Below are 17424 nucleotides of genomic sequence, written 5' to 3' on the forward strand. Positions count from 1 at the left end.
ACCGCAAACCGCAGCCCTGCCGTTTTCCATCGAGGCTGTCGAAATTCTGGGGCCATGTGAGCAATGCCTGTGGGCCCATGTCCGGGCTGGCGAGGCGGCCGGTCCCGGCATGCGCAGGATGGATATCGATCTGATCGCCGGCGACGGCAGCATCCGGGTCACGCTGCGGGGCTTCACAACGCGGGCGTTTGAGCAGGCCGGCGAAGCGGATATCCTGCGGTTCCAACCCGAATGGAGGCCTCTGAAGAGTGCTGGTACTCCTGAAAAGCCAGGCCGCAAGATCGTCTGTCTGACTGACGGAACGGTGGCAGCGGATGATCTGCGGCAAGTCCTTCCGGAGCACGATATCCGCGTGCTTGAGGATGACAGCAACGCGCCGCTCGACCGGCGGTATCTGAGCCTCGCCGGTCAGGTCATGGAACTCGCTCAAGCCGAACTCTCGTCCGGGCCGGTTTCGATCCAGTTGGTACTTGAGGGCGAACCGGGAAGGACTCCTCTTGCGGGGCTCTGCGCCATGTTCCGGAGCATTTCCCGCGAGCATCCGAAAATCGGCGGTCAGGTTCTTTCCTTTGCCTCGGGGACCGGTGCTGCGGATTTGGCGGATCACTTGCGCAAGGCGGACGCCGCGCCCTCCGGGGCCTGTCTGAAACCGGACGGAAACGATCTCCTGATGGAGGTCTGGGACCCTTCAATGTCCCAACCGGTCCAGGCCTCAAAGCCCTGGAAGTCCGGCGGTGTCTATCTCATCACCGGGGGCACGGGTGCCCTTGGACGGCTGCTCGCGGGCGAAATCCTTGGGACGACGCCCGGCGCCACCGTCGTTCTGGCGAGCCGGACCGCGCCGGATGCGCCCGGTTCAGATTGGATCGCGGCGACACCCGATCTGCATCATCAGACCGCCGACCTGTCGGACAAAGACGCCGTTGTCCGGCTGGTTGAGGAGATCCGCCGGGAGCACGGCAAGCTGGACGGCGTCATCCATGCCGCCGGGGTGACACGGGACGAAGCCTTCGTCCGCAAGACATCGGAGCAGCTTGCCGCCGTGCTCGCGCCCAAGGTTTCCGGAGCGGTCGCCCTGGACAAGGCTATCGGTGACGCACCGCTCGATTTTTTCGTGTTCTATTCCTCGATTTCCGGCGTGACCGGCAACACGGGCCAGGCCGATTACGCGGCTGCCAACAGTTTCCTCGACGGCTTTGCCGAAGCCCGCGAGGCCCGGCGGCGCGGCGGTCTGTGTCACGGCCGGACCGTCTCCATCGCCTGGCCGTTCTGGAAAGACGGCGGCATGGCGCTCGACGGCGCGCAGGAAGACCTGATGCGCCGGACGACCGGCCTTGTGCCGATGGACACCCGCACGGGCATCAATGCTCTTTACACAGCCCTTGCCGGAGACGCTGCGCGGGTTCTGATTACAAGCGGCAACGCAGACCGCATCCGCCGCTTCGTCGGTGGCGTTTTTGAGCGGACAGAAGCCCCCGGCAGTCCCCAGCTATCCACCACTGTACAGCCGGATACCGCGCGATCCGCCAACCTGCAGCGCCGTGTTTTGGCAAGCCTGGTCGAGGCGGCGAGCGCTCAGCTCAAGGTCTCCGGCGACGATCTCGATCCGGATGTGGAACTCACGGAATACGGGTTCGATTCCATCGGCTTCACCCAATTCGCCAACCGCCTGAACGATCTCTTCGGACTGGAACTGACGCCCACGCTGTTTTTCGAATATCCGACGCTCGAGGGTCTGGCCGGATACCTTAGCGAGGCGGAAAATGCCGCGATGATCGCGGCTCTGGGCGGCGAGCCGGAAACCGAAGAAGCTTCGCTCGAAGCAGGCCCGCCGCAATATACGTTTCCTCTGGCCGAACCGCCGAAGAGCCAAGCGTTCGCGGAGCCGCAAGGCGTGACTGAGGCTTCGGGGCCTCGAAACGACCTCGTCGCCATCGTTGGCATGAGCGGACAGTTTCCCGGCGCGCCGGACGTTGAGGCGTTCTGGGATGTTCTGAAAGAAGGCCGGAACACCATTTCGGAAGTACCGCCGGAGCGCTGGGACTGGCGGGATTACTGGGGCGATCCCCTGTCGGAACCCGGCAAGGGCAATGTCAAATGGGGCGGTTTCATCGAGGACATCGAAGCCTTCGATGCCCCTTTCTTCGGAGTGTCCGCTCCAGAGGCGAGGATGATGGACCCGCAGCAGCGGTTGCTCCTCACCGAAGCCTGGCGGGTGATGGAGGATGCCGGCTACGCGCCGTCGGCGCTTGCGGGCTCGAAGACCGGTGTCTTCATCGGCACGGCGGATACGGGTTACAGCCGGCTGATCGCCGAGGCGGGTGTCAAGGTCGAGGGCTATTCGATGACCGGCCTGGCACCGTCGCTCGGGCCCAACCGGATCAGCTATTTCTACGACTTCCATGGCCCGAGCGTCGCCGTCGAGACGGCCTGCTCCAGTGCACTTATCGCGGTTCACCGGGCGGTCGAGGCAATCCGTTCCGGGCACTGCACGGCGGCGATTGCCGGCGGCATCAACGCGTTGCTGTTGCCCGAGGCCTTTGTCGGCTTTTCCAAGGCCGGCATGCTGTCGCCGGAAGGACGCTGCAAGCCGTTCTCGTCAAAGGCGGACGGCTACGCGCGCGGCGAAGGTGTCGGTCTTGTCTTCCTGAAGCTATTGGCCGACGCGGAGCGGGATGGCGACACCATTCTGGCGGTGATCCGGGGGAGCGCCGAGAACCACGGCGGCCATGCCGCCTCGCTGACAGCACCCAACCCGAAGGCCCAGGCCGATCTGATCCGCACTGCCTATGAGCGCTCGGGTATCGATCCACGCACGGTCGGCTATATCGAGGCGCATGGGACGGGAACGCCGCTAGGAGATCCGATAGAGATCGAGGCGCTGACCGCCGCCTTTGCCGATCTTGATCGCGAGGCCCAATCGACCCTCGGACCGGCGCCCGCGCAAAGCTGTGCCATCGGCTCTGTAAAGTCGAACATCGGCCATCTGGAACTCGCCGCCGGCATTGCCGGGCTGATCAAGGTTCTGCTCCAGATACGACATGGCGAGATCGCCCGCTCGCTCTTCAGCGAGGATCTCAACCCCTACCTGAAACTGAAGGGCAGTCCGTTCCACGTCGCGCAAAAGGCGGAGACATGGAACCGCGCAACCGACGCGCAAGGCACTCTTCTGCCGCGCCGCGCCGGGGTCAGCAGCTTCGGCTTCGGCGGAACCAACGCGCATGTGGTTCTGCAGGAATATCTTTCGCCGGACCCTTCGGTCGCGCAATCTCCGCCCCATGACGATCTCGAACTGATCGTGCTCTCCGCGAAGTCGGAAGCCCAGCTCAAGGAAATGGCAGCGCGGCTGGAAAGCTACCTGTCGAGGCCCGATCTTGACGCGGATCTCGCGGATATCGCCTTCACGCTTCAGACCGCCCGTGCGCCGATGGAACACCGTCTGGCGTTTCCGGCGCGCTCCATCGCGGAACTCTCGGACCGGCTCAAGGCCTACCACACAGGTGCCAACGGTCCCGGCATCCAGTCGGGCACCGTCAAGTCCGGCCGCAAGGCGATTTCGGTGCTGGAAAGCGACGGTCCCTTGCGCGAGGCGGCAGCCGGACTTGTGGAGCGGGGCCGAGCGGACGACCTGCTGGCGCTCTGGACCGGTGGCCTGAGCGTCGACTGGACTTCCGTACGCAAAGGACGTACAGGCAAGCGCATCCCGCTGCCTGGCTATCCCTTTGCCAAAACGCATTACTGGGTTGGAGCGGTACCGCCGGCATCAACCGAAAAGGCAAGCGGAAGCGATGCGGTCCTGACCGTTCAGGTCGACGGGTCGGAGAGCTACCTGCGCGATCATAAGGTCAATGGCGTCAAGGTGCTGCCGGGGGTGATGTCCTTCGAACTCTTGCGCCGGGCGCTGGAAGGCACGGATTTCGGATCGGGTGCCTTCGAGCTCGCCGGCCACACCTGGACCGGCGCGGTGTCCGTCGAAACAGGGCCCCGGCAGCTTCAGATCTCGCTGAAAAAGGGAGCGGGCGAAGACCTTCGCTACGCCATCGAGACGACAGAAGGGGGAGGGACCATCCGGCACGCCGAAGGCGTCGCGCGGCGCCTAAAGGATAGCCAGGCACCGAAAATCGACCTTGAGGCTGTGAGGAGCGCTACGAAGACCGGGATTGACGCCGCGACGCTCTATCGCGGTTTTGAGGACCTGGGACTTGGCTACGGCCCGGCGCAACGGGCGATAACGGGTCTGTGGCGGGGGCAGGGGCTGGCTCTGGCCCGGCTGGAGCTTCCGGTGGAGGCGGACACCGGGCTGAAGCTCCATCCCTCGATCCTCGACGGCGCTCTGCAGGCGGTCTTCGGTCTGCCTTCAGGCGAAGCGGCCGAACCGGCGTTGCCCTATTCCGCGCGCAGGGTTGCCGTTTACGGCGCAACGGCTGCCCAAATGTGGGCCGTCGTGCGCACCGGTGACAGAGGCACGGCCATCGATCTGACCGATGATCTGGGGAACGTGGTCGTCCGTTTTGAGGATTTCACGGTTCGCCGGGTGCCGGCACCTGCCCGTGCTTCGAAAGAAGACAGGCCTCCGGTCGTGCAAGTGAGTGAGGCGGAGCGGCTGGAACGGACGCTTGCCGTGGTTACAGGTGTCGCTGCGCGAACGCTGGAAGTCGATCCAACCACCCTGGACGCGGACACCGAACTCGGCGATTTCGGCTTCGACTCCGTCAGCATGACGGCCTTCGCCTCGCGGATCAATTCGGAGCTTGGCCTCGCGCTGACGCCCGCGGATTTCTTCGAATTCGCGACGCTGGCCCGCCTTGCGGAGCATGTTTCGGGCGACCTGAGTGACGAACAGTTGGGGTTTTCCTCTCAGGACCGCTCGCCTCCAACCGACGGCGAGACGCTCTCCGTCGCTCCAGAGCAGCCGGTTCCGGCCGCTCCGCGCGCTCACTCGGCCTCGCTGGACGACGACCCGATTGCGCTCGTCGGCCTGAGCTGCCGCTTTCCGATGGCGGAGGATGCCGACGCCTTCTGGTCCAATCTGGTCACCGGTCGCGATTGCATCAGCCGCATTCCCGAAGACCGCTGGTCCTGGCAGGAGCTTGACGGCGACCCGAGGCAGGAGCCCAACAAGACCAATATCCATTGGGGTGGTTTCATCGACGGCGTTTTCGACTTCGACCCGCTGTTCTTCGGCATTTCGCCGCGCGAAGCCCGGCTGATGGACCCGCAGCAGCGCCTGATGCTGACCCATGCCTGGAAGGCCATCGAGGACGCGGGCCATTCGCCGCAAAGCCTCGCGGGCAAGAAGGTCGGTGTCTTTGCCGGAACCTCGTCGAGCGGCTACCGGGAAATGATCGGCGAGGACAGCGGCGGCGAAGGCTATGTCGCCACCGGCGCGGTTCCCTCCGTCGGGCCGAACCGGATCAGCTACCTTCTCGATCTGCACGGACCGAGCGAGCCTGTCGAAACCGCCTGTTCCAGTTCGCTGGTCGCCCTGCACCGGGCGGTGCAGGCGATCAGGGCCGGGGACTGCGACATGGCGCTGGTCGGCGGCGTCAACACGATCATCACGCCGGAAGCGCATATCAATTTCGCCAAGGCGGGCATGCTTTCGGCCGACGGCCGCTGCAAGACGTTTTCCGCGCAAGCCAATGGCTACGTGCGTGGCGAGGGCGCCGGCATGCTCTTTGTCCGGAGGCTTTCAGACGCGGAACGCGACGGCGACCCTATCCAGGCGGTGGTGCGGGGCACGGCCATCAATCACGGCGGCCACGCCAATTCCCTGACGGCGCCGAACACCCAGGCCCAGGCCGACCTGCTGAAGACGGCCTATGCCAATGCGGACATCGACCCGCGCACGGTCGGCTATGTCGAGGCCCATGGAACCGGAACCGCGCTCGGCGATCCGGTCGAGATCAATGCGCTGAAATCGGCCTTCCGCTCTTTGCCGAAGACCGGGGACCGGTTTGAGGAGACCGGCTGCGGTCTTGGTTCGGTCAAGACCAATATCGGCCATCTGGAACTCGCCGCCGGGGTTGCCGGTGTCATCAAGGTGCTCAAGCAGTTCGAGCACAAGAAGCTCGCTCCGAGCCTGCATTGCGATGAGATCAACCCTTATATCGACCTGAGCGGCAGCCCGTTTCAGATCGTGCGCGAGGCAAGGGACTGGCAGCCGGTCCGCGACCAAAACGGTGCCCCGCTGCCGCTGCGCGCGGGTGTCAGCAGCTTCGGCTTCGGCGGGGTCAACGCCCATGCCATCCTGGACGAATATCGTTCTCCGGAACGTCGCGAGACCTTTCGACCGGAGCGGGACGGCCCGGTGATCGTGGTGCTGTCCGCACGCGACACATCGCGTTTGAAGGACAGTGCCGGCAATCTGGTCAAGGCTCTGCAATCCGGCCGCTTTGACGACGGAGATTTGGGCGATCTCGCCTTCACGCTGCAGATCGGCCGATCCGAAATGGCGGAGCGCCTGGCCGTTGTCGCCTCGAGCATCGGCGAGCTCAGCGCGCGCCTGACGACCTTCCTCGACGATGGCACCGCAAAAGGCTTCTTCCTCGGAAGCGCCGGCGAAGAGGCACAGCAACCGGAAACCTTGTCACCGGCTGCATCCCCTGATGAAATCGCGCGACACTGGGTCCTGGGCGGAAAGGTCGACTGGCAAGGCCTCAATCCCGGGCCTCACCGCCGCTTGCGACTGCCGACCTATCCTTTCGCCCGCGATGTCTACAGGGCCGGAAAAACCGTTCCGCAAGGTGCAAATTCCCAAGCGGTTCCAAACGGCTTCAAGACCCTCTTGAAGGCCGATGCCTTCTATCTGAAAGACCATCAGGTGCGGGGCAAGTGCATTCTGCCCGGCGCTATGAGCCTTGAGATCGTCTGCAAGGCGGCGCTGGAAGAAGAGGTCGCGGTTCCGCTCCCCCTGATCCTGTCCGATGTCAGCTGGCGAAGGCCCGTGGAACCGGAAGGTGATGAGATCGCGCTCGGCGTGCGCTTCACGGATGGCGGTGATGGCAAATCCCGCTTCCGTCTGACGTTCGTGGATGGTCGGGACACCGAGTACATGCGCGGCCAGATCGAGGCCGGGACAAGGGTCGGGCGGCTTCCAGGGCTCGACATCGACAGCCTGCGAGCGACATGCGGCAAGGAGCACGATCCGGATTGGCTCTATGCCTGCTATTCCGCGCTCGGGATCGACTACGGCCCGTCCTTCCGCGCCATCAGGGAATTGCGCTCGGGCGGCACGGACGTCCTGGCACGCCTGGAAGTTCCGGCGGCGGCCGAAGGGGACGGAGAAAGTTTCCTCCTGCATCCGAGCCTCGTCGACGCCGCGTTTCATGCGGCCCTGATCGCCTTTGCTGGCGAAGATAGCGCCGTGCTGGCGCTTCCCTTCGGCGTCGACCGTTTCCAGGTGTTGCGCCCGACGGCGCGGATTGTGTGGGCGCACCTGCGCGTCCGGCCCTCGGGTGAGGGCATCCGCAAGCTCGATATCGATCTTGCCGACGAAGACGGTGGCCTGACAGCGCGGATCGAAGGCTTTTCCCTGCGTCTGGTTCCGGATCCGGCCGGGGGAAGGCAGAGAGCCTCCACCGGTCAAAGCGGTTCCGACGGCACGGATCGGTCCGCGGTGGAGCGGTATTTCATCGATCTGATCGCACGGGAAACCGAGGTGGAGGCTTCGGCCATCTCGCTCACCGCGCCGCTCGAGGACTACGGCATCGACAGCGTGCTGATCCTGCAGCTCACCGACATACTGGAGCGCGATTTCGGGAACCTGCCGAAGACTCTGTTCTTCGAATACCAGACGCTCGCCGCGCTGATCGGTTATTTCCGGGAAAACCACGGGCCGCGTCTTGCCGAGGTCACCGGGACAGCAGCTCCGACATCCGGCCCCACGATGCCGCTGGCTACACTAGTCGCCGTGAAGCGCGGGCCTGTGGAGACGAATGACCCGATCGCCATTATCGGGCTGGCGGGGCGCTACCCCGGCGCGCGCACGCTTGAGGAGTTCTGGCAAAACCTCGCGGACGGGCGCGATTGCGTCACGGAAGTGCCGGCCGGCCGCTGGGACTATTCCCGGTACTTCGACCCGGTGCGCCAGCCCGGCAAGACCACTTGCAAATGGGGCGGTTTCATCGACGGTCATGACCGTTTCGACCCGATGTTCTTCAACATTTCGCCGCGCGAGGCGGAATATCTGGACCCCCAGGAACGCCTGTTCCTGGAATGCGCCTGGGAAACGCTGGAAGATGCCGGCTACACGCGGGACACCGTGGCACCGGGCGGCGACGCCGGGGTCTTCGTCGGGGTCATGTGGGAGGAATATCAGCTTTACGGTCCCGAACTGACGGCCGCCGGCAAACCGGCAACGCTTTCCGGCAGCGCGGCCTCGATTGCCAATCGCGTGTCCTATTTCCTGAATTTCCATGGGCCGAGCCTGGCCCTCGACAGCATGTGTTCCTCGTCCCTGACGGCGATCCATCTGGCGTGCGACAGCCTGCGCTCCGGAAGCTGCGCCGTCGCATTGGCCGGCGGCGTCAATCTGACGCCCCATCCGAGCAAATTTATCACCCTCTCCCAGGGCCGGTTCCTGTCCAGCAGGGGACGCTGCGAAAGCTTCGGCGAGGGGGGCGACGGCTACGTTCCGGCGGAGGGCGTCGGCGCGGTCCTGCTCAAGCCGCTGAGCCGGGCCGAGGCCGACGGCGACCGGATTCATGGCGTGATCCTGGGCTCCGCGCTCAATCACGGCGGCAAGACCAACGGTTATACGGTTCCCAATCCGGCGGCGCAGACGGCGGTGATCGAAAAGGCTCTGGTGAAGGCCGGCGTGTCGCCCGAGGCCATCGGCTATGTCGAGGCGCACGGAACGGGCACCAGCCTTGGCGACCCTATCGAGATCGCCGCGCTCACCAAGGTTTTCGGATCGCGAAACGAAACCGGGCGGACCTGCGCCATCGGCTCGGTCAAGTCGAACATCGGCCATGCCGAAAGTGCCGCAGGCATGGCCGGCCTGACCAAGCTGTTGCTGCAGCTCAAGCATGGAGAGCTGGTTCCCTCGCTGCACGCGGAGCGGCTCAATCCCAATATCGACTTCAAGGCCTCGCCCTTCCGGGTGCAGCGCGCGCTGGCGCCCTGGCAACGGATCGAAGAGCACGGCCAGATCCTGCCGCGCATGGCTGGTCTGTCCTCCTTCGGCGCCGGCGGCTCGAATGCACATTTCGTCGTGGCCGAATATCTGGAAGAGGAACGCCCGGCGCTGCCTGGCGGCCCGGCGGTCTATCCGTTCTCGGCGCGCGATCCGGAGCGGTTGAAGGCGCTGCTTCAGACTTTCCGGGCGCGCCTGGACACGCTTGAGGACAAGGAGATGCCATCCGTGGCCTTTACCCTCCAGGAGGGGCGGGAGGCTTTCGAGGACCGGCTGGCGATCGTCGCGGATGACAAGACCGATCTTGCGGTGAAACTGGACCGAGCCCTGGCCGGAGCGGGCGAAACGGAAGGTGTCTTCCGGGGCCGGGCGTCCGCCTCGCAAAGCGTGTTATCGTCCTCGACCGGTCTTCATGAAATCGCCGCTGGCTGGACAAAGGGTGCCAGGGTCGACTGGGAGGCGATGCGGCAGGGACCGAAGCCCAGGCCGGTCAGCCTGCCGACCTATCCGTTTGCTGAAGACTATTGCTGGCTGCCCGAGATTGCTGTCCAGACCACCGAGAAACGCCCTGACCGTGCGCCGGACGTAGACCCGCCGCTGCTGTTTTCGCCGGTCTGGCGGGAAAAGTCGGCCGGAAACAGCGGGGAAACACACGCCCGGGATCGCCTGCATGTTCTCTGCGGGATCGCGTCCGTCTATCCCGCCCTGGCCCTGGAGCTGAAGAAATCCGGTGCGGAGGTGACGGTTCTGGAAGCGCCCGACGGCCCGGTTGACGAACGCTACGGCTTTCATGCGCTTCGCCTGTTCTCCGTCCTGAAGGATCTGGCCCGAAAGGGTTGCGACAAACATGTTCAGGTCGTGGTGCCGTTTTCGGGCGATGACAGGCTTCTCGAAGGCCTGTCGGGGCTCTTGCGCAGCGCGGCAATGGAAGTCCGGGGCTTGAACTGTCAACTGGTCGCCGTCGACGGCGCCGTCGGCGGTCTGGCCATCCGCCTCGCGCAGGATATCGCCGAAGCGGCGCAGCGAACCGAAATCCGGTACCGGCAGGGGCACCGTTTCGTAAGAGACTGGCGCGAGCTGGGTTTGCGCGGCGAAAGAGACATCAGCCCCTGGACGGAAGGCGGTGTCTATCTGCTGACCGGCGGCGCCGGTGGTATTGGACTTCACCTTGCCGAGGCGATCGCCGCAAGCGGCTGCCGGCCCTCGCTCTGGCTTACGGGACGTTCCTCCGCCCTGAAGCCGGACATCGAGAGGCGGCTGAAGGGCCTGGAAGCTTCTGGAGCCTGTGTTCGATACCGGCCGGTGGATGTGACCGATCCCGCAAGCGTTGCCCGGCTCCTGAGCGAGATCGATGAAACGGACGGCCGTCTGAACGGCGTGTTCCACGGCGCGGGATTGACCCGCGACAGCCTTCTGACCCGCAAGTCTGAAGAGACCTTCCGGGAGGTTCTGGCACCGAAGGTCACGGGCCTGCGGGTCCTGGACGAGGTCATCGGCGGCAGGCCGATCGATTTCCTGGCGGTGTTCGCGTCCGCTTCCGGTGCGCTCGGCAATCCCGGCCAGTCCGACTATGCAACCGCCAACGCGTTTCAGGACAGTTTCGCCGCCTGGCGAAATGCGCAGGTTGAAGGCGGATCGCGGCAGGGCCGGACCGTATCCATCGACTGGCCCTATTGGCGCGATGGCGGCATGCATATGGACGAGCACACCATCGCGGCCATGGAAAAGGTCAGCGGTGTGAGACCCCTGGAGACGGGACCCGCGCTTGCCGCCTTGAAGGCGGTGCTCACCGCGACGGAGGAAGATCAGGTTCTGGTGCTGGACGGCGACCATGACCGTCTCCGGAGCCTGATGACCCCCGGTGATGAACGGGCACGTGCCGCACCTGTCCGCGCGGATGCGGAGCCCGTCGCGGTCAAACGCTCTGAGCCCGCCGTCGCATCCGGCGACCGGGACAAGGTGGTCGCGGCGATCAAGTCTTTTTTCTCCAGGTGCCTGGGCATCCCGGAAGACCGGCTGGGGCTTAACGACACGATCGACCGGTTCGGGGTGGATTCGGTGACGGCGCTGGAAATCGTCGAGGCGCTGGAAGCGGAATTCGGCTCGCTGCCGCAGACGATCCTGTTCGAATTCCAGACGATCAACCGGCTGGCGGACGAGCTCGTGCAACGGCAGGGAGAAGGGCAATCGCCCGAAGCCGGGACGGCAAGGCCTCCGGTCAGCGAGCCGTTACCTGCGGTCCGCTCCAATCAGGAAACGGCTGCCGGTGCGCGGGACATCGCGATCATCGCCGTCGCCGGACGATATCCCGGTGCGGACACCATAGAGGCCTTTGGAAACCTGCTCCGCGAGGGCCGCGACTGCGTTACCGAGATCCCGGCCGACCGGCTTGAGCTTTTGCCGCGCTATTCGGAGCGCAAGGGCGAGCCCGGAGCCAGCTACTGCAAATGGGGCGCGTTCCTCTCCGGGGTCGACCGGTTCGACGCGGATTTCTTTGGCTATTCCTCCCGGCTGGCCGACCTTGCCGACCCTCAGGAACGGCTGTTCCTGGAAACCGCGTGGCACCTGTTCGAGCGGGCGGGACACACGCGGGACTACCTGGCGGAGCATTATGGCAAGCGCGTCGGGGTCTTCGTCGGCTCCATGTATCACCAATACCCGGGCCTTGCCCACGATCCCGACGCGCAGGCGCTTTTGAGCCTGTCGTCCTATTCGGGCATCGCCAACCGCACGTCCTTCATCTTCGATCTGCAAGGCCCGAGCGTCGCCGTCGACAGCATGTGCTCCTCCGGCCTTCAGGCGGTCCATCAGGCGTGCCAGAGCCTGATGTCCGGGGAGTGCCGGCTTGCGGTCGCGGGCGGCGTCAATCTGACCATTCATCCTGCAAAACTCGAGGGGCTGAGCCGGGTCGGGCTGGTCGGCAGTTCGTCGCGAAGCCGCGCCTTTGCCGGCGGTGACGGCTACTTGCCTGCAGAGGGCGTCGGAGCCGTTCTGCTGAAGCCCTTGAGCGATGCCCTGGCCGATGATGACCGGATCCTTGCCGTGATCAAGGGAAGCCTTGCTAACCACGCCGGCCATTCCGCAGGTTACGCCGTGCCGAATGTGGATGCGCAGGTTCATCTGCTCGAGGACTCCTTCCAGCGCGCGGGCATCGATCCCGTGACCGTCGGCTATGTCGAGGCGGCCGCGACCGGGGCTCAGGTGGGCGACGCCGTGGAACTGCGCGCGCTTTCGACCGTCTTTTCAAAGCCGGCGCTTTCGGGAGGCGGCATTTCCCTAGGGTCGGTGAAGACAAATCTCGGCCACGCGGAAGCCGCGTCCGGCCTGGCGCAATTGACAAAGGTCCTGCTGCAATTCGAGCGCGGCGAACTGTTCCCGTCCTTCGTCACGGGCGAGGCGCCGCGCATGTTCGAGGGAACGCCGTTTTCCCCGCAAACCGAGCTGGCGCCCTGGCCGGCGTCTCTGAAGAATAGATCTCAGCTGTCGCGGCGGGCGGCCATCAGTTCCTTCGGAGCGGGCGGCTCGAACGTGCATCTCATTCTGGAAGAAGCCCCGTGGGTAAGCAGGCCCGGCGCCACGTCAGAGACCGGCAAGCCGTTGCTTTTCCCGCTGTCGGCCCGAACAGAAGAGCAATTGGGCTTGGTGCGCAATCATCTGGCCGGCTATCTGCGCACGTCGGGCGAGGTTTCGCTGGACGCGCTCTCACGAACCCTTCGCTTTGGCCGGGAAACCCTCGATTGCGCGGTGGTTTTCGTGGCCGCGAGCCAGGAGGAGCTTCTCCGGAAACTCGAAGATCCCGGCTTTCAGGAAGATGAGACGGCAGTTGACTCAGTCGAGCGCGGTTCCGTTGGCCGGCGAGGTCCCATGCTGGTGCTGCCCGGATATCCCTTCAAGAGGGAAAGACATTGGCTGACGCCAAAAGGGGCCGCGTCTGCCGGGAAAGATCTTACGGAAACCGAACTCCCGACAGTCTCGCATCAACCGGCACTTCGCCTGATCCGCGAGACGCTGGCAGCGGAATTGGGGCGCCCGGTGGAGACCATAGGCGCGGACGCCGGCTTTGGAGACATGGGGGTCGATTCCATGGCTCTCATGCGGCTTTCCTATGCCGTCGAAGGGGCCTATGGCGCGGTGCTGACCCCTGGGGATGTGGAAGCGCACCCGACCCCCGGTCGTCTGGCCGCCTTCCTGGAAAACCTCGGTCCGGCCGAAATGCCGACTGAGGTAACCGGGACGGCAACCGGCCCCTACCGCCTGCCGCTCGGCGAGGCGCAGAAGGGCCTTTGGGTGCACCAGTCGCTTTATCCGGAAAGCGGCGACTATAACGTTCCGCTTGCCTTTGTCTGCAAGTCCGTGGACGCGACGGCACTGGACAAGGCACTCGACCGGCTTGTCAGCGCTTATCCTGTCCTTGCCACGCGGATTGAACTGGAGAATGACGATCCTGTTCTGACAACACGACCGGAGCGGGTCGAATTTCGATCCGTTTCCCTCCCCAAGGAATTGGAAACGGAAGCGTTTTTACGGCAACGCGCAGTCAGTCCGTTGGATCTGAACGAGGGCGTTTTCCGGGCCGAGGTCATTTCCGGTGGCAAACTGGACGGCAGTGAAAGCGTGGTTCTCCTCGTCACGCATCACCTAGTCACCGACGGTGTTTCTTCCGAGGTGATGACCAGGGATTTCTGGAAAGCTTACGCGCATTTTACCGGCGCCGCGCCCTTGGCGGAAAGCGGGCGGGTCGGTGGTGCCGACTATTCGGAATTCGTGACCTGGGAAAGCGCCTTCTTGCGCTCCGACGAGGGGCAGGCCCAGAAGCGTTACTGGTTGGACAGGCTGTCCGGTCCGTTGCCGGACCCGAGACTGCCGGTTGCCGGTGGCTTTAAGGGAGAGGGGAGTGTAGCCGGGGAAAGCCTGGACCTGCGCTTGCCGAAAGAGTTGAGCGAGGCGCTCGCGGAAACCGCGAGACGTCGGCAGATCGGCGCGGCATCCCTCTATCTGACGGCTTTCGCCCTGCTCCTTTACCGGTATTCGGGCGATCGGGATCTGGTGATCGGCGTTCCGACCGTGCGACGTCCTTCGCGACGCTTCGCGGAAACCCTCGGCTTTTGCGCCAATGTGATCGCGCTGCGGCTGAATGTGGCGGCGGATCTCGGTGCGGCGAGCCTCGCGGAGAAAGTGCACGCGGAGCTTCGCGAAGGGCTCGCGCACAGCGACTACCCCTTTGCCGCCATCGCCCGGGATCTTGGCGGAACGGCAACCGGAGACACGCCTTATCGGGTAACATTCGCTTATCAGAGTTTCGGACAGGCGCTCGCTGCGCAGGAAAGCTTCGCGACCGGCGATGTGCGCCTGCTTCCCGAAATCCGTCAGGTCGGTGACACAAGGCTCGGAATCGAAGTCCGCAACGAGCCGGAAGGCGCGCTTCTACTGGCCAATTACGATGGCAATTCCTTTGACCGTCCAACCATGGAGCGCCTGCTGCAGCATTACCGGCGGCTGCTGGAAGCGCTGGTGAACCGGGGGGATGCAACGGTTTCCACCTTGCCCATGCTGACCAGGGCGGAAGAAGACCGTGCCTTGCATCACTGGAGCAGGTCACGGCGTGCGGAAGTTTCCGGAATACCCGTTCACGAACGGATCCTCGAGCAGGCGAAGCGGTCGCCTTCCGCGATCGCCGTTTCCGCCGAAGGCCGGAGATCGACTTACCGGCAGCTCGTCGCGCGAAGCGCCAGGATCGCGCAGACGCTACAAAAGCGCGGCGTCGGGCGTGGCGACCGGGTCGCCGTGCTTCTGGGCCGCGAACCGGACGCCATTGCCGCGCTGATCGGCGTTGTCGGCATCGGCGCCGTCTGGGTGCCGCTTGATCCGGAATTTCCGGACGAGCGCCTTGCCTTTATCCTGAAGGACACCGGAGCCGCCGCCGTTCTGACCGGCGAACGGAACTTGAAGCGCCTTCAGGCCGTTCAAGACGTTCCGCCCCACGTTGTGGACCTGAGCCGGGAGGGCAGAGGCTTGCGGGATCGCTTCACCCGCTTCCCGACGACGACAATCCATGCCGAAGATCCCGCCTACATGATCTACACCTCGGGCTCGACCGGCAGGCCGAAAGGGGTGGTGGTTTCCCACGGCGCCTTGTCCGGCCATTGCGAGATCATCGCCGGGGAATACGGTCTTTCGGCGAAGGATATCGTGCTGCAATTCGCGCCGGCCTCGGTCGATACCGCGATCGAACAGATTCTCCCGATTCTGACGGTCGGCGGACGGCTGGAGCTACGGCCCGAAGGTCTTCAGACGCCGGAAGCCTTCCGTTCGATGCTGGAAGAGCGGAGAGTTACCGTTGCCGATCTGCCGCCGGTCTATCTGCATGAACTGCTGCGCGCCTGGGAAAGCCAGAAGACGGACCTCTCGGGCCTGGCTCTCCGGCTGACCATCGTCGGAGGAGAGGCCCTGACATCCGAGGTCGTGGACCTCTGGGGACGAAGCGGACTGGCGGACCGGCAGTTGCTCAATGCCTATGGTCCGACGGAAGCGACCATCACCGCGTTGGTACACACCGTGAAGCCGTCCGCGCGGGAGCGCAGCATTCCCATCGGAAGGCCTTTGCCCGGAACGGAAATCTACATCCTCGACCGGGACGGCAATCCGGTGCCCGACACTGTGGTCGGCGAGCTCCACATCGGTGGAGACCGGCTCGCGGAAGGCTATCGCAATCGTGCGGACCTGACGAAAGAGAAGTTCCGTCTTCATCGCATCGGCGGACGAACGATCCGTCTCTACAGCACCGGCGATCTCGCCTGCTTCCGGGCCAACAGCGGCGGTATCGTCGAATTCCATGGCCGTGTCGACGGTCAGGTCAAGCTTCGCGGTCACCGGATCGAGCTCGGTGAAGTGGAGGCCGCGATTGCCGCGTGCGGTGTCGCCGAGGTCGCGGTTCTTCTGGAAAGAAACAAGGCCGGCGAATCTGTGCTGGCCGCTTATCTCGGCGAGGACGAAAAGACCGTCCGGAAGCTGGAGCTGCGAAAACGCCTCTCGGAAACCCTTCCGGCGCATATGCTTCCCACCGTCTGGGTTTGCCTCGGCAGCCTGCCGAAAACCGCCGGCGGCAAGATCGACAGACTATCCCTGTCACGCGGGCAGGAAGTCGGCAGCCGGGAAAGCGGGACTGTCCAGTTGCCCCAGGACCGTCTGGAAGAACAGCTTCTGGAAATCTGGAAAGACGTGCTCGGGATACCTTCAGGCGAGACCTTCCCTGGGACCGACGTGGAATTCGAGGCGGCCGGAGGCCACAGTCTGCTCTCCGTCAGGCTGCTGAGCCGGATTGAGAAAATGCTTGGAGTTGACCTGTCGGTTTCCGATCTTGCCGCCGCCGGCACAATCGTCGAGCAGGCCCGTTTGCTGCGTCGGCGAGGTCTCTCCGGTACGCCGCCCGGGGAAACCGGGAAACAGGAGCCACGAGCGGATCTGTCTCTCCTTGTCCCGCTCCGCCAGCCGGAGCCGGGAAGCGAGAGCGAAAAACCTCTGTTCCTGATCCATCCGGTAGGGGGAACCCTGAGCTGTTACCGGCAGATGGTTGAGGATTTGACGATTGAGGCGCCCGTCTACGGCGTGCGGGCGGAGGGGCTCGAGCCCGGCGAAGAGCCGCAGGCCGGCAGCCTCGAGGACCTGGCCGCGCGATATTGCCGACAGATCCGCGACAGGCAGCCGACGGGACCGTATCGGCTCTGCGGTTGGTCGTTCGGAGGCGTTCTCGCCTTCGAGATGGCTCGCCAACTGGAACGGGCGGGCGCGGAGGTCTCTGGTCTGGTGCTGATCGACAGCTATCTGCCGCAGGACCTTGCCGGGCTTGAGCCAGCAGGTGCCGATCCGGTTATCGGCTGCAAACAGGCCTTTCTCAGGGATCTGTTCGGTATTGAGGCCGAAATCTCGGACGACCGGGATCTCTATGAAATCGCGCGCGGCACCCCGCAGTTCGAGACAGTGTTGCCAGGCGGGCGGGAAGACGAGTTCAGGCGTCTCTATGAGGTCTTCGACGCCAACCACAGACTATTCCTCGGTTACGAGCCGCAACGCTGCGACGTCCCGATGGTATTGATCCGGGCAACCGCCGGGGCGGAGGGCGACAACCATTCCGACGGCTGGGAAGCGCTTTCCGCGAAACCCTTGACACTTCATCGCGTTGCCGCGGATCATTTTTCTGTGCTCAAGACGCCCGCTCTGAATGAATGGCTGCCCGCGATGTGCCAGAAATTGTCCGGCGGTTCGCGGTGAAGGGCGGGCCGGCAAGGGCG

The 17424-nt window shown here is 64.5% G+C and carries 1 protein-coding gene (only partly in view); it reads left to right on the top strand.

All coding sequences use genetic code 11. The features are described from left to right. On the top strand, positions 1-17404 hold the 3' portion of the coding sequence (locus tag JF539_RS04610; protein WP_207139160.1) for a non-ribosomal peptide synthetase. The gene continues 3083 nt to the left of window position 1, outside the view; only the last 17404 of its 20487 coding nucleotides appear in the window; its start codon lies beyond the left edge, outside the window; its stop codon occupies positions 17402-17404. The last annotated feature ends 20 nt before the right edge of the window (positions 17405-17424 follow it).

Origin of the sequence: Roseibium aggregatum (assembly GCF_017309185.1) — a bacterium.
GTDB classification, from domain to species: domain Bacteria; phylum Pseudomonadota; class Alphaproteobacteria; order Rhizobiales; family Stappiaceae; genus Roseibium; species Roseibium aggregatum_B.